We start from the raw sequence: 19205 nt of genomic DNA, 5'->3' as shown, positions 1-19205 counted from the left end.
AAATTAATTGGATTAATAAAATTCTTACCAATAAAAACGGCCAGCCGAAGCTGACCGTCATTCGCGTGCGTGTCGATTAACGACGCACGGCGATGGCTTCGATTTCGATCTTCACGTCTTTCGGCAGACGCGCCACTTCCACGCAGGAGCGGGCCGGGAACGGCGCGCTGTGCTCGGTGAAGAAGGTTTCGTACGCGGCGTTAACGGTGGCGAAGTCGTTCAGATCTTTCACGAACACGGTGGTTTTCACGATGTCGGCAACGATCAGGCCGGCGGCTTCGACGATCGCTTTGACGTTTTCCAGCGACTGGCGTGCCTGAGCGGCCACGTCGTCGGCGACGGCGCCGGTTTTCGGATCGACCGGGATCTGGCCGGAAGTGATGATCATGCTGCCCAGATCAACGCCCTGCACGTAAGGACCAATGGCTGCCGGGGCGAGTTCAGTGCTGATATTACGTGACATGTTTTCTCCTGATAGACCCGTTGTCTTTCACGCCGCCGCGCGGTCGGCCGCAGCTTGAAATTCGGTGGGTAGCAACGTGGGTAGAGTTATTTTCAGGCACCCATTATAGGGAGTGACGCGCAGATTAACAGCGCCGCTCCCGCTAAAAGGGCAGAATTCAGTCGGCCTGCAACACCACCTGATGCTCGAACTCTTTCTCGCAGTAGCGGCACTTCAGGTGCACTTCGCCGTCGCGCGGCTTCACGCTGAAGCTCGACGCCACCGGCTCGCTGCGGCTGATGCAGTTACTGTTCGGGCAGGTCAGCACGCCGTCGATGTGATCCGGCAGGCTGAGGGTCAGCTTGCGCACCACTTCGTAGTTATCGATGCGGTTTACCGTGGCCTTCGGCGCGTACATCGCCAGCTGGTTGGCCTGCTGCTCGGTCAGGAAGGTGTTCTCGATCTTGATCAGATCCTTGCGGCCCAGCGCGTTGGAGGGCAGGTTCAGGCCGATGGTGATGCGCTGGTCGGTGGCGGTCAGCTTGAACAGCGTCAGCAGTTTGAAACCGATCTGCGCCGGAATGTGGTCGATCACCGTGCCGCATTTGATCGCTTCGACCTGCAGTTTGTTGTCGTGAGTCATGGCGGTTCCCCCTTAAAGAGCCAAATCTGCGTCGAGCACCAGCGCCAGCAGCGCCTGGCGGGCGAAGATGCCGTTGCCCGCCTGCTGGAAGTAGTAGGCATACGGCGTTTTATCCACGTCGGTGGCGATCTCGTCGATGCGCGGCAGCGGGTGCAGCACCTTGAGGTTGGCGCGCGCGCCGGCCAGATCCGCAGCGCGCAGGACGAACTGCGCTTTCACGTTGGCGTACTCGGAAGGATCGAGGCGCTCTTTCTGTACCCGGGTCATGTAGAGAATATCCAGCTCCGGCACCACTTCTTCAATGCTGCTGTGCAGGCTGTACTCGATGCCTTTCTCTTCCAGCATTTTCAGGATGTAGGTCGGCATCGCCAGCGCGTCAGGGGCGATGAAGTAGAAGCGGTTGCCTTCGAACTTGGCCAGCGCCTGGGTGAGCGAGTGTACGGTGCGGCCGTACTTCAGGTCGCCGACCATGGCGATGCTGAGGTTGCTCAGGCGGCCCTGGGTTTCCTGGATGGTGAACAGATCCAGCAGGGTCTGGGTCGGGTGCTGGTTGGCGCCGTCGCCGGCGTTGAGCACCGGCACATTGCCGGAGAATTCAGCGGCCATGCGCGCCGCGCCTTCCTGCGGATGGCGCATCACGATGGCGTCCACGTAGGTGCTGATCACCGAGATAGTGTCGGCCAGGGTTTCGCCTTTCTTGCCGAGCGAAGTGTTGCTGCCGTCGGCGAAACCGACTACCGAGGCGCCGAGGCGGTGCATCGAGGTCTCGAACGACAGGCGGGTACGGGTCGAGGCTTCGAAGAAGCAGCTGGCGATCACCTTGTGTTTCAACAGTTCCGGCTGCGGATTGGCTTTCAGACCGGCGGCGGTGCGCAGCACCAGCTCCAGATCCTCGCGGCTGAGATCGTTAATAGAGATGATGTGTTTGTGATACAGCGGGTTGGCCATTTTTCACTCCTCCTCGACGCGTGCCCGTGGCGCGGGACTTTTCGATATTCTCAAGGCAAAAAAAAGCCCCTCAATGAGGGGCTTGAAACGATCGGTTTAGCAACAGGAGAAACAACGGCAGCTGGCCGCCGATAGGCAGTCGGTTTTGTCGATTGCGGCTAACAAAACAAACGTCGTTTTTCATGCTTTCTCCTGGCAAATTGTGGCGCATTATACTCGCGCTTTTCGCCACTGCAAGCGTTAAAACGCCGTTTTTTTCCGCCCCGCAATCGATTGGCCGGCGATGGCCGCCCGCCGGCTATTTGCTGACGCGATCGTAGTAGACCATGTCGGCGTTCAGCCCCTGCTGGTAGCCTTTGACGTTGTCGCGCAGCACCACTTCGGTTTTGGCCTGATCGATAAACACGTAAGGCGAACTGCGCTGCAGTTCCTGCTGCATGGCGGTGTACAGCGCGCGGCGCTTGGCCGGATCGGCTTCGGCCAGCGCCGCCAGCGTCTGCTGGTTCAACTGCGGGATCTGCCAGCCGTTCAGCCCGGCCACCGTGCTGCTTTTGCCGTCGTTGTAGGCGAAGGCGCTGGCGTTGGAGTGGGCGTCGAAGTAATCCGGGATCCACAGGCGGATCGCCGCCTGATGCTGCCTGGCGCGCACGCGGGAGTAAACCTGGCTGCCCGCCGCCGGCAGCAGCTCTACTTTCACGCCGGCGGCGGCGAAGCTGCCCTGCAGCGCCTGCGCGATGGTGATGAACGGCGGCTTGTTCTCCACGTCCAGCGTAAAGGCGGCGTGGGTGATGCCCGCCTTGGCCAGGATGGCTTTCGCCTTGGCCGGATCGTAGTTGAACGGATTGGTCTCCAGCGCGCCCGGCAGCCCGACCGGCAGGAAGCTCTGGTGCACGAAGTATTGGCCCTTCAGCAGATCCTTCGTGATGCCCTGATAATCCACCAGATAGCGCGCCGCTTCCCAGAAGGCCGGGTTGTTCAGCAGCGGATTGGCGCCGTTGCCGGCGTTGAACACCAGGTAGTTTTGTTCGGCGGACGGGATCTCCAGCACCTTGACGCCCGGCTGGTTTTTCAGCGTGTCGGTCTGATCGGCGCCCAGTTCGCGAGCGATATCGGCGTCGCCCTGCTGGATCAGCAGGCGGCGGGTGGCCGGATCCGGCACGTTTTTAATGATGATGTTTTTCAGCTGCGGCTTGTCGCCCGGCGTGGTGGGGTTAGCGTCCAGCACGATCGCCTGATGCGGCTGATAGACGCGCATCTTGAACGGGCCGCTGCCGGCGGAGTGCATTCTCAGCCACGCGTTGCCGAAGTCGCCGTCTTTAACATTGGCGAGCGCCGCCTTGCTGTCGACGATCGAGGCGATCGGCGTCGAAAGAATATTCAGCGCCACCGCCGGGCTGACGTCCGCCGTCCAGCGCAGCTGCACGGTATGTTCGTCGATCTTCTTCAGCTGCGCGTCGATGTTGTCCGGCTGCCAGCCGAGCACGTTGAGGATGAACGCCGGCGACTTGTTCATCTTGACCGCGCGGCTGTAGGAAAAGATCACGTCGTCGGCGGTCAGCGGGTTGCCGGAGGCGAACGCCGCCTGCGGCCGCAGTTTCACCGTCAGCGTTTTGGCCGCCGCATCGCTCTGCCAGCTTTCCGCCAGCACCGGCGCCACCTTGGCCGGATCTTCGCGATCCGCCTGCACCAGCCGCTGATACAGGCTGGGCACCGTCTGGATGCTGGAGAGTTCGTTGGCTTCCGCCGGATCGAGGCTGACGATGTCATCCAGCGATTGCACCACCACCAGCGTATTCGGCGGCGTGGCGGCTAACGCGGCGGCGGGCAAGGCGGCGAGCAGGAACAGCGGCAAGAGTTTGGCTTTCATCGGTGTGTATCCCCTGAAGGCGCCGCCAGGCGACGCTGAGAACGGTTTGTTATCGTTGGTTTTTACGGCGCGGGCGCCGTCGGCCTGTCACGGTAGAGCCTTTGCCGGCGGTGAGCAAAGGTCAATCCGCTATTTGATATTCCTGGAATATATTAGCCGCCCTGGCCGGGGGCGCCAGGGCGGAGGGGAGGGCGGTCAGAGGGTTTCGCTCAGCGTGGCGACCAGCACCGCCTTGATGGTGTGCAGCCGGTTTTCCGCCTGATCGAACACCACGCTGTGCGCCGACTCGAACACTTCGTCGGTCACTTCCATGCCGCCGTGCAGATCGTACTGCTGCGCCATCTGCTTGCCGAGCGTGGTTTGATCGTCGTGGAACGCTGGCAGGCAGTGCAGGAACTTCACGTTCGGGTTGCCGGTCAGCTTCAGCATTGCCATGTTGACCTGATACGGCCGCAGCAGCGCGATACGCTCCCGCCAGGTCTCTTTTGGTTCGCCCATCGACACCCACACGTCGGTGTAGAGGAAGTCGGCGTCTTGCACCCCTTCGGCGATGTCTTCGGTCAGGGTGAGTTTCGCGCCGGTTTGCTGCGCCAGCGCCTGGCACTCGGCCACCAGCTCCGGCTGCGGCCAGCAGGCCTTAGGCGCCACCAGCCGCAGATCCATGCCCGCCAGCGCGGCGGCTTCTAGCAGCGTGTTGCCCATGTTGTTGCGCGCGTCGCCGACGTACGCCAGCTTCACTTCACTCAGCGCCTTGCCCGGCAGGTGCTCCTGCACGGTGAGCAGATCCGCCAGCAGCTGGGTGGGGTGGAACTCGTCGGTCAGGCCGTTCCATACCGGCACGCCGGCGTGCTGCGCCAGGGTTTCCACTAGCGCCTGGCCGTAGCCGCGATACTGAATACCGTCGTACAGGCGGCCCAGCACCCGGGCGGTGTCTTTCATCGACTCCTTATGGCCGATCTGGCTGCCGCTCGGGCCGAGGTAAGTGACCTGCGCGCCCTGATCGAATGCGGCAACTTCGAAAGAGCATCGCGTGCGGGTCGAGTCTTTTTCGAAGATGAGCGCAATGTTTTTGCCCTGCAGCCGGCGCTGTTCCTGCCCCTGCTTCTTGGCCTGCTTCAGATCGGCCGCCAGTTTCAGCAGCGCCTGCAGCTCGGCGGGGGTGAAATCCATTAACCTCAGAAAGTGACGTTGGTAGAACGCATTGCCGGTGCTCATAGTCCGATTCCCTGATTACTTAATTGAATTAAAATTCACTTTATATGTATGAATATTCAATTTCAACCCCGGCGAGGAAATCTTTCACGTTTATCGTGGAAGCAATGTCGGCGGTGTGTGAAAATAGAAGGAATGAAGGCCATTTGACTTGAGGATATAGGCATGGCAAACCGCGAATTGCTGGAAGAACAACGTGAAGAGACCCGCCTGATCATCGAAGAACTGCTGGAAGACGGCAGCGATCCGGACGCGCTCTACACCATCGAGCACCATCTGTCCGCCGAGAAATTTGAGGTTCTGGAGCAGGCCGCCGTTGAAGCCTTCAAGCTGGGCTACGAAGTGACCGACGCCGAAGAGCTGGAAGTGGAAGACGGTTCGATGGTGATGTGCTGCGACGTGATCAGCGAAGTCGGCCTGAACGCCGAACTGATCGACGCTCAGGTCGAGCAGCTGGTGGCGCTGGCGGAACGCTGCGGCGTCAACTACGACGGCTGGGGCACCTACTTCGAAGATCCGAACGGTGAAGACGGTGAGGATGACGAAGACGGCGACTACATCGACGAAGACGACGACGGTAAACGCCACTAATCCCTTTCCGATCAATACCTGTGGGCTGGCTTTCGCCGGCCCCTGATATCCCCGTCGTCTTTCAAGCTGCAGCGTTGTTGGCTGCACTCCCTCACCCCAGTCACTTACCTAAGTAAGCTCCTGGGGATGAGTGAGCTGGCCGCCTAGCTGCAACTTGAAATACATAGGGCAATTAAGCCGATGACATACCAATCCCTGTTAGCCCCGATTTTAAGCTTCCTGCACTGTGAAACTCCTGACGCCTGGATCGACGCCGCGCGCCGTCCGGAAAACCTGCAGCTGTTGCTGACCGACCACCTGGTGTGCGAACTGAAAGCCGCGCAGACCGGCATGTGGCTGATCCGCCGCTATGTGGCGGACAAAGAGAGCGGCGACGCGCTGTTGGCGCTGCTGCGCCCTTACGAGGCGTTTCTGCACGAAGCGCAGGGCGCGCCGGACACGCTGTTTCGCCAGGGCCAGTTCACCCGCAAGATCCTGCCGAAAAACGGCTCGGCCTACGGCCAGGATCTGGCGGATCGCATGGTGCTGTTGATCAAGGAAGAGCTGCATCACTTCTCGCAGGTGCTGGAGATCATGCAGGCGCGCGGGATCCCGTATCGCAAGATCACCGCCAGCCGCTACGCCAAGGGGATGATCCGCGAGATCCGCACTCACGATCCGGCGACGCTGATCGACAAACTGATCTGCGGCGCCTACATCGAAGCGCGATCCTGCGAACGCTTTGCCAAACTGGCGCCGCACCTGGACGACGAGCTGAACCGCTTTTACGTCTCGCTGCTGCGCTCCGAAGCGCGCCATTATCAGGACTACCTGACGCTGGCGGAACAGATCGCCGGCGGCGACATCAGCGAACGGGTGGCGCATTTCGGCCGCCTCGAAGCTGAACTGATCCTGTCGCCGGACAGCGAGCTGCGTTTCCACAGCGGCGTGCCCGCCGCCGCCTGACGTTGAGGCGCGCCCTTACTGCGGCGCGCCCAGCAACAGATCCACCGCCTTTTCCGCCAGCATGATGGTCGGCGCATTGGTGTTGCCGCTGGTGAGCTGCGGCATCACCGAGCAGTCGATCACCCGCAGCTGCTCAAATCCGTGCACCCGCAGCTGCGGATCGGTCACCGCGTCCTGCGGCGACGGCCCCATGCGGCAACTGCCCACCGGGTGATACACCGTCTTGCAGAAGTTGCGCACGAACTCTTCCAGCTGCGCTTCGTCGCGCGTCCACTCCGGCTGCGGCATCAGCAGATCTTTGATCAGCGGCTTCAGCGCCGCGGTTTGCAGGAAGCCCAGGCCGAACTTCACCGCGCGCACGCTGCCGGCCAGATCGTCCGGGTGGCCGAGGTAGTTGGCGTGCAGCTTGACCGGATCGTGCGGGTTGCTGCTGCGCAGCAGCACTTCGCCGCGTGCCTTCGGCTGCAGGTAGCCGACCTTGAGCGTGAAGCCGTGAATGTTCGGCAGCGGCTCGCCGGGCACGTCGTCCCAGCTGTCCAGCAGCGGCAGGAAGTGGATCTGCACGTCCGGCCGGCCGTCGCCCTGGCTGTCGGTGAAGGCGGCGCCTTCCAGCACGTTGGACGAGAGCACGCCGCTGCGAAACGCCAGCCACTGCGCGCCGTGGCTCAGCGCCTGCAGGCCGCGATCGGCGCCGAACAGGCTGATCGGCTCGCGGGTGCTGACGTTGATCGACATGTGCAGATGGTCGTGGAAGTTTTTGCCCACCGGCAGATCCGCCCGCACCTCGATGCCCAGCTGCTGCAGGTGGTCGCGCGGGCCGATGCCGGACAGCATCAGCAGCTTCGGCGAACCGACCGCGCCGGCGCTGACGATCACCTCTTTGGTGGCGCGCGCGGTCACTTCCGCGCCGCCGTTCTGGCTGTAGACCACGCCGGTGGCGACGTTGCCCTCGAAGGTCAGCCGGTGCGCCAGCGCGTTCAGTTTCACCACCAGCCGCCGTTCGTCGCGCACCGCCTTCAGGTAGGTGCGGGCGGTGCTGGCGCGTTCGCCGTTGTGGGTGGTGGTTTGGTAGAAACCGACGCCGTGCTGGCTGTCGCCGTTGAAGTCGTTGCGGTAGGGCAGGTTCAGCTCCTGGCCGGCGCGGATAAACGCCATGCTGAGCGGGTGGCGGTAGCGGTTTTCGCTGACCGGCAGCAGCCCGTCGGCGCCGTGGTAGTCGTCCGACAGGCTTTCGTTGGCCTCGGCGCGTTTGAAATAGGGCAGCACCTCCCGGTAGCTCCAGCCGGTGCAGCCATAGCGCTCGGCCCAGTCGTCGTAGTCCTGCGGCTGGCCGCGCAGGTAGATCATGCCGTTGACCGAACTGCTGCCGCCCAGCACCTTGCCCTGCGCGATCTGCATGCGGCGGTTGTTGGCGTGCGGTTCCGGTTCCGTCTCGTAGGGCCAGCTCTTTTTGGCGATGATCTTGGCCACGCCGGCCGGCATCTTGATGAACAGATTATTGTCGTCGCCGCCGGCTTCCAGCAACAGCACCCGTGCCTGGGTGCGGCGGATCAGCTGCGCCGCCAGCACGCAGCCGGCGGAACCGGCGCCGACAATGATGTAATCAAAGGTATTTTCCGACATGACAGCTCTCCGTGCGCGATTGGGATACTGGCAGAGTAGCGCGGGGGAAAAAGCGGTCAATTTGCGATCGTTAATTTATTAACGAACTTCACATTAAATTTACATCATGGTTTTTAACGTCAGTTTATCTGCTTGAAATACGGCGTTATAGCGAGTTTTACTGATTGATTGCGATATTAATAAAAAAGGCGCAGCAAGCTGCGCCATGATGTGCAGGCGGGGGCGATTACAGCGTTTTCAGCATGGTGACTTCGCAATCGACGTGGCCGGTAGCGCCCATCGCGTGGTCGATGTGTTCGAAGCCCAGATGTTCGTACAGCGCAACGGCCTGCGTCAGGCTGGCGGTGGTCTCGAGGTAACAACAGCGGAAGCCGTGCCGGCGGGCGAAATCCAGCGCCTGCAGCGCCAGGCGTTTCGCCAATCCCTTGCCGCGCAACACCGGCAGGAAATACATCTTCTGCAATTCGCATATATCGTCTGCGCCGCCCTGCAGCGGCGCGATGCCGCCGCCGCCGGCGACCTGGCCGTCTACCTCGATCACCCAGTAAGCGCTGCGCGGCAGGCTGTAGAGCTGATACAGGGCGTCCAGATTGGGATCGGAGACGGTATAGCCTTTATCCGCCGTCAGGCCGTGCTCGGCGGAGACTTCGCGAATGACGTGAGCAATGGCGGCATTGTCGTCCGCCGTGATGGGGCGCACCAGCAGGCGCGCCGGGGTTGCTGTTGTCATGTTTACACTCGCCATTGAAAGAGACCACGTTCGTTTTTCGTTTTTATCGCAGCACGAAACGCGCCGGGAGTTATTTCCCGGCGGCGTCCCTGCAGCAGTAATATCTTGTAATAACACCTAACCCGGCCCGGATGCAACGGCGATAAAAAAACAGCGGGGAAGACCCCGCTGTTTTTCAGGCGTTGGCGTGAGCCGGTGGATTACAGTGCGGCGATGGTCGCCTGCTGTTCCTGCAGCTTCACTTTGCCTTCTTTGCAGGCCGCCAGACGATCGCGTTCTTTGGCGACCACCGCTTCCGGCGCGCGCGCCACGAAGCCTTCGTTCGCCAGCTTGCCTTCGATCGCGGCGATTTCCGCATCCAGTTTGCCCATCTCTTTCGCCAGACGCGCGATCTCGGCGTCCTTGTCGATGAAACCGGCCATCGGGATCAGCAGCTCGGCGCCGTCCACCAGCTTGGTGACGGAGACCGGGCCTTTCTCACCGGCCGGCAGCAGCGCGATGGATTCCAGGCGCGCCAGACGGGCGATAAAGCTTTGGTTCTCCTGCACGCGGCGCTGGGCGTCGGCGCTGCAGTTGCGCAGCAGCACGTCGAGCGCTTTGCTTGGCGCAATGTTCATCTCGGCGCGGATGTTGCGCACGGCGATGATGGTTTGCTTGATCCACTCCAGATCGTTCAGCGCCTGCTCGTCTTCCAGCGCGGCGTCGTAGGCCGGGAACGGCTGCAGCATGATGGTGTCTGCGGTCGTGCCGGTCAGCGGCTTCACGCGCTGCCAGATGGTTTCGGTGATAAACGGAATGATCGGGTGCGCCAGGCGCAGCAGCGCTTCCAGCACGGTGATCAGCGTGTGGCGGGTGCCGCGCTGTTCCGCTTCGCTGCCGTTGCTCACCACCGGCTTGGTCAGCTCCAGATACCAGTCGCAGAACTGGTTCCAGGTGAATTCGTACAGGATGTTGGCCGCCAGATCGAAGCGGTAGGTATCCAGCGCTTCGCGGTAGGCTTTCACCGTGCGGTTGAATTCGGCCAGGATCCAGCGATCCGCCAGTGACAGCACTTTCTCGCCGCCGTTGAAGCCGCAGTCGTGCGCTTCGGTGTTCATCAGCACGAAGCGGCTGGCGTTCCACAGCTTGTTACAGAAGTTGCGGTAACCTTCCAGGCGCTTCATGTCCCAGTTGATGTCGCGGCCGGTCGAGGCCAGCGCCGCCAGGGTGAAGCGCAGGGCGTCGGTGCCGTGCGGCTCGATGCCGTTCGGGAACTGCTTCTCGGTGCGCTTGCGGATTTTCTCCGCCAGCTGCGGCTGCATCATGTTGCCGGTGCGTTTTTCCAGCAGATCTTCCAGCGAGATGCCGTCGACCATGTCCAGCGGGTCGATCACGTTGCCTTTCGACTTGGACATCTTCTGGCCTTCGTCGTCGCGGATAAGACCGGTCATGTAGACGGTCTTGAACGGCACCTGCGGCTTGCCGTTTTCATCCTTGATGAAGTGCATGGTCAGCATGATCATGCGCGCGATCCAGAAGAAGATGATGTCGAAGCCGCTGACCATCACGCTGGTCGGGTGGAAGGTTTTCAGCGCCTCGGTCTGCTCCGGCCAGCCCAGGGTAGAGAAGGTCCACAGGCCGGACGAGAACCAGGTGTCCAGCACGTCTTCGTCCTGGGTCAGCACCACGTCGGCGCCCAGGTTGTTCTCGCTGCGCACTTCTTCTTCGCTGCGGCCCACGTAGACTTTGCCGTTCACGTCGTACCAGGCCGGGATACGGTGGCCCCACCACAGTTGACGCGAGATGCACCAGTCCTGAATGTCGCGCATCCAGCTGAAGTACATGTTTTCGTACTGCTTCGGCACGAACTGGATTTCGCCCTGTTCGACCGCTTCCACCGCCACTTTGGCCAGCGGCGCGGTGCGCACGTACCATTGGTCGGTCAGCATCGGCTCGATCACCACGCCGCCGCGGTCGCCGTAAGGCACCGTCAGGTCGTGCGGTTTGATCTCGTCCAGCAGGTCCAGATTATCGAAGGCGGCAACCACCGCTTTACGCGCCGCGAAGCGCTCCAGGCCGCGGAACTCGGCCGGGATCTCGTTGCAATAGTCGGTGCAGACTTCGCCCAGGGTGTTGAACACTTCCGCTTCCTGGCGGATGTCGCCGTCGAAGGTCAGAATGTTGATCATCGGCAGGCCGTGGCGTTTGCCGACTTCGTAGTCGTTGAAATCGTGCGCCGGGGTGATCTTCACGCAGCCGGTGCCTTTTTCCATATCGGCGTGTTCGTCGCCGACGATGCGGATGCGGCGGCCGACCAGCGGCAGAATGATCTCTTTGCCGATCAGGTCTTTATAGCGCGGATCTTCCGGGTTGACCGCCACGCCGGTATCGCCCAGCACGGTTTCCGGACGGGTGGTGGCGACCACCAGGTAGTCTTTGCCCTCAGCGGTTTTCGCGCCGTCGGCCAGCGGGTAGCGCAGGTGCCACATGGAACCTTTGGATTCGCGGTTTTCCACTTCCAGATCGGAGATGGCGGTGCGCAGCTTCGGATCCCAGTTCACCAGGCGCTTGCCGCGGTAGATCAGGTCTTCTTTGTGCAGACGGACAAACACTTCGCGCACCGCGTTCGACAGGCCTTCGTCCATGGTGAAGCGCTCGCGCTCCCAGTCCACGGAGTTACCCAGACGGCGCATCTGGCGGGTGATGGTGCCGCCGGACTCCGCCTTCCACTGCCAGATTTTGTCGATAAACGCGTCACGGCCGTAGTCGTGGCGGGTTTTGCCTTCTTCCGCGGCGATCTTGCGCTCCACCACCATCTGGGTGGCGATGCCGGCGTGGTCGGTGCCCGCCTGCCACAGGGTGTTTTTACCCTGCATGCGCTGATAGCGAATCATGGTGTCCATGATGGTCTGCTGGAACGCGTGGCCCATGTGCAGGCTGCCGGTGACGTTCGGCGGCGGGATCATGATGCAGAAGCTTTCCTGGCTGGTGTCGCCGTTCGGCTTGAAGTAACCCTGATTCTCCCAGTGATCGTACAGCTTCTGTTCGATCTGTTTTGGGTCGTATGCGGTGTCGAGCTGACTGTTTGTCTTTTCCATTCTTTATTGTATTCAGTGAGTTGGCGGCGTAGCCGTGGTCAAATGGAAGCCGACGCTGCGATAGGCCTTGTAACGGTCGCGCGCCAACTGTTTCAGAGTGTCTTCGTAAGGAACGAAGTCTACCACTTCATGGAAAGCGGTAGCAAAATCGGCAAACTGCGGCAGCAGGGCGATCAGCAGATCGCGCGGGGCGTTGCCGCGCTTGCCGGGCCAGCACAGTTCCACCGGCGCGCCGTAGTGCGGCCCTTCGCCGGCCAGGTTGTGCGGCACGAATTCATGCGGCTCGCGCTGCCACAGCGCTTCGTCCAGCCGCTGGGCCTGCTCCTGGCTCTCGCAGGCGATCAGCACCCGTTTGCCGGAACGGAAGCCGTTGGCGGCAACGGCGCAGGCCACGGCCTCATGGGCGCTGAGCGCACCAGACGGTTCCGCGTTGTCGAGCAAATAAAACGTCGCCTGTTTCATTAAGGATCCACCGCTGCCGATAAAAAAATGTAGGGGCACAGCATGCTGTGCCCCTTGGGATTATACCTGAATTACCGCTCAGATTTAATCGTCGCCGTTCAGGCCTGCACGGTTGAGCAAGAACTGAGACAGCAGCGCCACCGGGCGGCCGGTCGCGCCCTTGGCTTTACCGGAGCGCCAGGCGGTGCCGGCGATATCCAGATGCGCCCAGGTGTACTTGCGGGTGAAGCGCGACAGGAAGCAGGCGGCGGTGATGGCGCCGCCAGGGCGGCCACCGATGTTCGCCATGTCGGCGAAGTTGGAGTCCAGCTGCTCGTAGTACTCGTCGGCCATCGGCAGGCGCCAGGCGCGGTCGCCGGCCTGCTCGGAAGCGCCCAGCAGCTCGTGCGCCAGCGGGTTGTGGTTCGACATCAGGCCGGTGATGTGGTGGCCCAAGGCGATCACGCAGGCGCCGGTCAGGGTGGCGATGTCGATCACCAGCTCCGGCTCGAAGCGCTCGACGTAGGTCAGGGTGTCGCACAGCACCAGGCGGCCTTCGGCGTCGGTGTTCAGCACCTCGACGGTCTGGCCGGACATGGTGGTCAGCACGTCGCCCGGACGGTAAGCCCGACCGCCCGGCATGTTTTCACAGCCGGCCAGCACGCCGATCACGTTCAGCGGCAGGTTCAGCTCCGCCACCACGCGCATCACGCCGTACACGGTCGCCGCGCCGCACATGTCGTATTTCATCTCGTCCATGCCGTCGGCCGGTTTGATCGAGATGCCGCCGGAGTCGAAGGTCAGCCCTTTGCCTACCAGCACGATCGGCTTAGCGTCCGGATTTGGGTTGCCCTTATATTCCATCACCGACATCAACGACTCGTTTTGCGAACCGGCGCCGACTGCCAGATAGGCGTTCATGCCCAGCTCTTTCATCTGCTGTTCGCCGATGACGCGGGTGGTGATGTGGGTGCTGAAGGCGTCCGCCAGCTGGCGGGCCTGCGAGGCCAGGTAGCCGGCGTTACAGATGTTCGGCGGCATGTTGCCGAGATCTTTGGCCGCCTTGATGCCGGAAGCCACCGCCAGGCCGTGCTGGATAGCGCGCTCGCCGCTGGTGAGCTCACGGCGGGTCGGCACGTTGAACACCATTTTGCGCAGCGGTCGACGCGGCTCCACCTTGTTGCTTTTCAGCTGATCGAAGGTGTAGAGCGTCTCTTTGGCGGTTTCCACCGCCTGACGCACTTTCCAATAGGTATTGCGGCCTTTTACATGCAGCTCGGTCAGGAAGCAGACCGCTTCCATCGAGCCGGTGTCGTTGAGGGTATTGATGGTTTTCTGGATCACCTGCTTGTATTGGCGCTCATCGAGCTCGCGCTCTTTGCCGCAGCCGATCAGCAGGATGCGCTCGGAGAGAATGTTGGGCACATGGTGCAGTAGCAGCGTCTGCCCGACCTTGCCTTCCAGTTCGCCACGGCGCAGCAATGCGCTGATATAACCATCACTGATTTTGTCGAGTTGTTCTGCGATAGGGGACAGGCGGCGCGGTTCGAAAACGCCGACTACAATACAGGCACTGCGCTGTTTTTCCGGGCTACCGCTTTTTACACTGAACTCCATGCACTCTCCTGAATCTTAAAGACAAAGGCGGACGCTACGGCTAGAATAACCGACTCCGTAACGATCTCCCGCCATTTGAGTTAACGGATTATGTTAACCTGAACGGCGTAAATTGCTCTGTTTTGGCGACTATAAGCAAGTTCCTATAGGACACCCAAACGGCTTGATGTTGTAATACTATTTTAGCTGTGAAGGTTGCCATATGATGAGAATAAATGGCGGATTAGCGATGAAATTATCGATTTTCCTGCAAAAAGACAAGTTTTCACAGGCGTAATAAGCGTGATCATCATAAGATATCTGGTACGGGAAACGCTCAAGAGCCAAATCGCCATCCTGTTCATCCTGCTTCTGATCTTCTTTTGTCAGAACCTGGTCAGGGTGTTGGGCGATGCGGTGGACGGCAATATCCCGACAAACTTAGTCCTCTCCCTGCTGGCGCTGGGCGTGCCGAAAATGGCGCAGCTCATCCTGCCGTTGAGCCTGTTTCTCGGCTTGCTGATGACGCTTGGGCGGTTGTATACCGAGAGCGAAATCACCGTTATGCACGCCTGCGGGCTGGGCAAACGCACCCTGATTATCGCCGCCATGATCCTGGCGCTGTTCACCTCTGCGATCGCGGCGGTGAACGTGTTTTGGGCCGGCCCCTGGGCTTCGCGCTATCAGGACGTGGTGGTGAACGAAGCCAAGGCCAACCCGAGCATCGCCGGGCTGGCGGAAGGGCAGTTCAAACCCTCGCAGGACGGCAACGCGGTGCTGTTTATCGGCAACGTGAAGGGCAGCACTTTCAACGACGTGTTCCTGGCGCAGCTGCGGCCGAACGGTAACCAACGCCCGTCGGTGGTGGTGGCCGAGCACGGCAACATCGTGCAGCAGAAAGACGGCTCGCAGGTGGTGACGCTCGACAAGGGCACCCGCTTTGAAGGCACCGCGCTGCTGCGCGACTTCCGCATTACCGACTTCAACGACTACAAGGCGGTGATTGGCCACCGCACCGTGGCGGCGGACAACACCGAATCCGAACAGATGTCGATGCAGACGCTGTGGGAGTCCGACGATCCGGATGCGCGCGCCGAGTTCCACTGGCGCCTGACGCTGGTGGTGTCGGTGGCGCTGATGGCGCTGCTGGTGGTGCCGCTCAGCGTGGTGAACCCACGCCAGGGCCGCGTGCTGAGCATGCTGCCGGCCATCCTGCTGTATCTGATCTTCTTCCTGCTGCAGACCTCGCTGCGCTCCAACGCCGGCAAGGGCAAGCTGGATCCGATGCTGTGGCTGTGGCTGGTTAACGGCGTTTACTTCGCGATCGCGCTGGCGCTGAACCTGTGGGATACCGTGCCGATGCGCAAGCTGCGCGCACGCCTGAGAGGAGCGGCCTGATGTTTGGCGTATTAGACCGGTATATCGGTAAAACGATTTTCAACACCATCATCATGACGCTGTTCATGCTGGTGTCGCTGTCCGGCATCATCAAGTTCGTCGATCAGCTGCGCAAGGTCGGCCAGGGCGAATACACCGCGTTGAGCGCCGGCATGTACACCCTGCTGAGCGTGCCGAAAGACATCGAGATCTTCTTCCCGATGGCGGCGCTGCTCGGCGCGCTGCTCGGCCTGGGCCAACTGGCGACGCGCAGCGAACTGGTCGTCATGCAGGCTTCCGGCTTTACCCGCCTGCAGATCGCCGGCTCGGTGATGAAAACCGCCATTCCGCTGGTGCTGCTGACCATGGCGATCGGCGAGTGGGTGGCGCCGCAGGGCGAGCAGATGGCGCGCAACTACCGCGCCCAGCAGATGTACGGCGGCTCGCTGCTCTCCACCAAGAGCGGGCTGTGGGCGAAAGATGGCAACGACTTCATCTACATCGAACGCGTCTCCGGCGATAAAGAACTCTCCGGCGTGAACATCTACCACTTCAACGATCAGCGTCGCCTGGAGACGGTGCGCTATGCCGCCACCGCCAGCTTCGAGAACGGGGTGTGGCAGCTTTCGCAGGTGGATACCTCGGATCTGACCGACCCGAAACAGGTGACCGGCACCCAGACGCTGACCGGCGAATGGAAAACCAACCTGACCCCGGACAAGCTGGGCGTGGTGGCGCTGGATCCGGATTCGCTCTCCATCAGCGGGCTGCACAACTACGTGAAGTACCTGAAGCAGAGCGGCCAGGAGGCCAGCCGTTACCAGCTCAACATGTGGAGCAAAATCTTCTCGCCGCTGTCGGTGGCGGTGATGATGCTGATGGCGCTGTCGTTCATCTTCGGCCCGCTGCGCAGCGTGCCGATGGGCATCCGCGTGGTGACCGGCATCAGCTTCGGCTTCCTGTTCTACGTGCTGGATCAGATCTTCGGCCCGCTGAGCCTGGTGTACAGCATGCCGCCGGTGCTGGGCGCGCTGCTGCCGAGTATGCTGTTCCTGCTGATCAGCGTGTATATGCTGCTCAAACGCAAGTAGCGGGGCGATCGGTAGTGAAGAAAGGCGTGGCCGCGGGGCCGCGCCTTTTTTGTTGGGGGGGGGGTTAGCTGACGCTCAGCAGCGCGATGCCAGCATCCTGATAGGCCTGCGCGTCTTCCGGCAGGCGATCCAGCACCAGGGTGTCGATCTGGGCAGGGGAGGCGAACTGCGCCAGCGAGGTGTTGCTCAGCTTGGAGTGATCGCACACCACGATCACCTGATTGGCATGTTCCACCATCGCGCGCTTGGTTTCGGCCAGCATGATGTCGGCCACGCAGGCGCCCTGTTTCAGCGATAGCGCGTTGGCGCCCATAAACGCCTTGTCGATGTTCAGCGTATCCAGCAGCGAACGGCCGTTGATGGCGACCGCGCAGTGATAACCCTTTTTGACGATGCCGCCCAGCAGGATGATCTGGATAGATTCGACGTCTTCCAGACTCTTGGCGATCATGAAATCGTTGGTGACCACGGTCAGGTTGTGGCGCTGGCGCAGATGGCGGGCGATCTGCAGGGTGGTGGTGCCGGTGTCCAATACGATGATGTCGCCGTCTTCCACCAGGCCGGCGGCCAATTGACCGATTTGCTCCTTGGCGCTGAGGTTCACCTCTTCACGCTGATCGGAACCGACCTCGAAGCTGGCGCGGGTGCGCAGAATGGCGCCGCCGTGGGTGCGCGTCAGCATGCCGGCGTCTTCCAGAATGCGCAGATCGGTGCGGATGGTGGCGCCGGAGACGTTAAAGCGCGAGCTCATTTCCCCCACGGAGAGCTTGCGCTTCTCCTTGAGAATGGCGAGGAGTTTTTCCTGGCGCTCTTCTGCGAACATGCTCACTCATTCACTCCTGACAGGCACAATGGACGTGCGGCTAATATACCCCGCGCATCGGCGGCAGGCAAAGCGCTTGCCGGCCGCCGCTGGCAATATTCCAGCGGGCATTATCCGCGCGAGATGCGAAGGTTACGGCGCACCGATCCTTTTTGGTATAGTCTACCCTGCGGTGTATTGGGTAGCGGGGCAGGCAGTTAATGGAATATGAAGAAAATATCAGTCACATTATCAGCAAGCATCTGGAAGCAGCATTAGGCGATTTCGGCGAGCTTATCTGGGCCTACGTGGTGTTATCCAAGAAAGATATGTCATGTATCTTTGGCGTCACCAATTACCCCGGTGAATGGGTAAAGCAATATAAAGAGCAAGGGCTGCAATATACCGATCCGGTGGTCATTACGGCGCTCAATCGCCTGACACCTTTCGCCTGGGATGAGAATCTCATGGCTGGCGCCGGCTTCCGTTTTTCTGAGTTGTTCGAGCAAGCACGCGAATTCGGCGTAGCCGATGGCTATACCTTCGTGTTGCATGACTTTAATAATAATCTGGTGACCCTTTCCTTTACCCTCGCTGCCGAGCGCAAGGCGGAAACCATGCAGATGCTGAATCAGCATAAAGGCGATATTTCGTTGCTGCTGGCATCGACCCATGAGATGTATTTAACGCTGACTTCACTGTCGGAAAAAAACACCGCGCGCCAGGAAAAAAACGCCCGTTTTACAGAGAGAGAAAACGAGATCCTCTATTGGGCCAGCGTGGGGAAAACCTACCAGGAGATGGGCATGATCCTGGGGATCAAAACCTGCACCATCAAGTTTCATATGGGGAACATTGTCAAAAAACTGGGGGTGGCGAATGCCCGGCATGCTATCCGTTTAGGGATGGAACTTCAGCTGATTAAACCGGTGGGGTGATTAGAACGCAGGTTCGTCGCTCAACGGCCAGGCGTTTAGCATGTGCTCGTCTTGCGTATTCAACTTTTTGAATATTCTGTTTTTTAATGCCTCCTGGCTCTGACGGTCAACGTGGCCCAACAGCAAATGAACGGGCTCGTTCTTTTCCGACATGCCTGTCTTCAACTGCGTGACGTTCCAGCCGGAGCTTTTGATGATATGCAACATCGGGTGGCTGGAGACTGCCAATATGCCGTCATAACCGTGTTGCCGCGCATAGTTGATCAGCGACAAGAACAGCGCCAGGGTCACAGGGAACCGGCGGCCCAACAGAGACTGGGTCCTTTCCTTATCGACGAAAAATCGTGTGGACTCGATGAAATTCCCCTCTGGAATGACGACGTCATGAAAGAAAGAGGAAAATGCGCTGTTCAGCATATTCTTGTGTTTCATATCAATCATCCTCGTACCACAAATTATCATGTTGTCCTTTACGCCAAATATATAGTTTGTCTTATCATTATCAAACTCATCCAGCTCCTTGCCGTCTGAACAGTTCACGGCCCATTGCAGCCTGTCTTTAAAGACGTTTTTCCTTAAAACATAAAGATCTGCTGATTTTTCGGTGCTCATTGATGCGTAGTTGGTGCTGTAAATATTAAACATAATGTTACCTTTGAATAAATTAAGAGAAATAACTTTATCCAGTAACATCAGAGAAGTTTCACTACGAGCATGCCGGTGCATGAGAATGATAAGGCTTTTTAAGCGATCGGCGCTAACCTTATTATGCCGTGCTGCGAGGCAGCTTCAGGGCAATTGAACGGTGAACAAAGCAGGTCGACGAGATTGAACGGCTTGGCCGATTAAAGGCTGGAGAGGATTGACTATCAATGACTGCCG

At 60.2% G+C, this 19205-nt stretch carries 17 protein-coding genes; 5 read left to right on the top strand and 12 right to left on the bottom strand.

Annotated elements, in window-relative coordinates; genetic code table 11:
• Nucleotides 1-76: 76 nt before the first annotated feature.
• The 5 genes from ridA to argF form a co-directional block, all read right to left on the bottom strand.
• The gene (gene ridA, locus REA38_RS19195) at nucleotides 77-463 is read right to left on the bottom strand and encodes a 2-iminobutanoate/2-iminopropanoate deaminase (protein WP_033636862.1); all 387 of its coding nucleotides are present in this window, start codon (nucleotides 461-463) and stop codon (nucleotides 77-79) included.
• A gap of 157 nt (nucleotides 464-620) precedes the next feature.
• Nucleotides 621-1085, bottom strand: a complete 465-nt coding sequence (pyrI, locus tag REA38_RS19190) for an aspartate carbamoyltransferase regulatory subunit (RefSeq protein WP_033636863.1) — start codon at nucleotides 1083-1085, stop codon at nucleotides 621-623.
• Between the two features lie 12 nt (nucleotides 1086-1097).
• Entirely contained in the window at nucleotides 1098-2033 is a 936-nt protein-coding gene (pyrB, locus tag REA38_RS19185; protein WP_308886452.1) for an aspartate carbamoyltransferase, read from the bottom strand.
• 298 nt (nucleotides 2034-2331) lie between these two features.
• Nucleotides 2332-3900 carry an ABC transporter substrate-binding protein gene (locus REA38_RS19180; RefSeq protein WP_193168881.1) on the bottom strand — a complete coding sequence of 523 codons (1569 nt, stop codon included), beginning with the start codon at nucleotides 3898-3900 and terminating at the stop codon, nucleotides 2332-2334.
• 195 nt (nucleotides 3901-4095) lie between these two features.
• Nucleotides 4096-5115 (bottom strand): ornithine carbamoyltransferase, encoded by a 1020-nt coding sequence (gene argF, locus REA38_RS19175; RefSeq protein ID WP_041037657.1) that lies wholly within the window; start codon nucleotides 5113-5115, stop codon nucleotides 4096-4098.
• Between the two features lie 162 nt (nucleotides 5116-5277).
• Here argF and rraB point away from each other — a divergent pair, with 162 nt between their 5' ends.
• Both rraB and miaE read left to right on the top strand, forming a co-directional pair.
• The gene (rraB, locus tag REA38_RS19170) at nucleotides 5278-5703 is read left to right on the top strand and encodes a ribonuclease E inhibitor RraB (RefSeq protein WP_025305115.1); all 426 of its coding nucleotides are present in this window, start codon (nucleotides 5278-5280) and stop codon (nucleotides 5701-5703) included.
• 180 nt (nucleotides 5704-5883) lie between these two features.
• Entirely contained in the window at nucleotides 5884-6648 is a 765-nt protein-coding gene (gene miaE / locus REA38_RS19165; protein WP_015376459.1) for a tRNA isopentenyl-2-thiomethyl-A-37 hydroxylase MiaE, read from the top strand.
• 15 nt (nucleotides 6649-6663) lie between these two features.
• On the opposite strand, the gene REA38_RS19160 is transcribed toward miaE, so the two are convergent.
• From REA38_RS19160 to pepA, 5 genes are all read right to left on the bottom strand, one after another.
• The gene (locus REA38_RS19160) at nucleotides 6664-8271 is read right to left on the bottom strand and encodes a GMC family oxidoreductase (protein WP_033636871.1); all 1608 of its coding nucleotides are present in this window, start codon (nucleotides 8269-8271) and stop codon (nucleotides 6664-6666) included.
• A 226-nt stretch (nucleotides 8272-8497) separates the two neighbouring features.
• Nucleotides 8498-9001, bottom strand: a complete 504-nt coding sequence (locus REA38_RS19155; RefSeq protein WP_041037659.1) for a GNAT family N-acetyltransferase — start codon at nucleotides 8999-9001, stop codon at nucleotides 8498-8500.
• A 200-nt stretch (nucleotides 9002-9201) separates the two neighbouring features.
• A complete protein-coding gene (locus REA38_RS19150) occupies nucleotides 9202-12078 on the bottom strand; it encodes a valine--tRNA ligase (protein ID WP_308886451.1) in 2877 nt (958 codons plus the stop codon).
• 12 nt (nucleotides 12079-12090) lie between these two features.
• The gene (locus REA38_RS19145) at nucleotides 12091-12540 is read right to left on the bottom strand and encodes a DNA polymerase III subunit chi (RefSeq protein ID WP_033631663.1); all 450 of its coding nucleotides are present in this window, start codon (nucleotides 12538-12540) and stop codon (nucleotides 12091-12093) included.
• 84 nt (nucleotides 12541-12624) lie between these two features.
• A complete protein-coding gene (gene pepA / locus REA38_RS19140) occupies nucleotides 12625-14136 on the bottom strand; it encodes a leucyl aminopeptidase (RefSeq protein WP_033636874.1) in 1512 nt (503 codons plus the stop codon).
• Nucleotides 14137-14418: 282 nt separating this feature from the next.
• Here pepA and lptF point away from each other — a divergent pair, with 282 nt between their 5' ends.
• The gene (lptF, locus tag REA38_RS19135; RefSeq protein WP_033636875.1) at nucleotides 14419-15513 is read left to right on the top strand and encodes an LPS export ABC transporter permease LptF; all 1095 of its coding nucleotides are present in this window, start codon (nucleotides 14419-14421) and stop codon (nucleotides 15511-15513) included.
• Entirely contained in the window at nucleotides 15513-16583 is a 1071-nt protein-coding gene (lptG, locus tag REA38_RS19130) for an LPS export ABC transporter permease LptG (protein WP_033636876.1), read from the top strand. The genes lptF and lptG overlap by 1 nt, the downstream gene beginning before the upstream one ends.
• A 64-nt stretch (nucleotides 16584-16647) precedes the next feature.
• On the opposite strand, the gene REA38_RS19125 is transcribed toward lptG, so the two are convergent.
• Nucleotides 16648-17406, bottom strand: coding sequence for a DeoR/GlpR family DNA-binding transcription regulator (locus REA38_RS19125; protein ID WP_060423005.1), 759 nt, complete (start codon nucleotides 17404-17406; stop codon nucleotides 16648-16650).
• Between the two features lie 200 nt (nucleotides 17407-17606).
• Here REA38_RS19125 and REA38_RS19120 point away from each other — a divergent pair, with 200 nt between their 5' ends.
• Nucleotides 17607-18323 (top strand): LuxR family transcriptional regulator, encoded by a 717-nt coding sequence (locus tag REA38_RS19120; RefSeq protein WP_033636878.1) that lies wholly within the window; start codon nucleotides 17607-17609, stop codon nucleotides 18321-18323.
• Here REA38_RS19120 and REA38_RS19115 read toward each other — a convergent pair whose 3' ends face one another.
• Nucleotides 18324-19016 carry an acyl-homoserine-lactone synthase gene (locus tag REA38_RS19115; RefSeq protein WP_080289878.1) on the bottom strand — a complete coding sequence of 231 codons (693 nt, stop codon included), beginning with the start codon at nucleotides 19014-19016 and terminating at the stop codon, nucleotides 18324-18326.
• Nucleotides 19017-19205 lie beyond the last annotated feature (189 nt).

Source organism: Serratia sp. MF1(2023) (genome assembly GCF_030954545.1).
GTDB classification, from domain to species: domain Bacteria; phylum Pseudomonadota; class Gammaproteobacteria; order Enterobacterales; family Enterobacteriaceae; genus Serratia; species Serratia sarumanii.
Note: the sequence above shows the minus strand (reverse complement) of the source record. Positions and strands in the feature narration are given on the sequence as shown.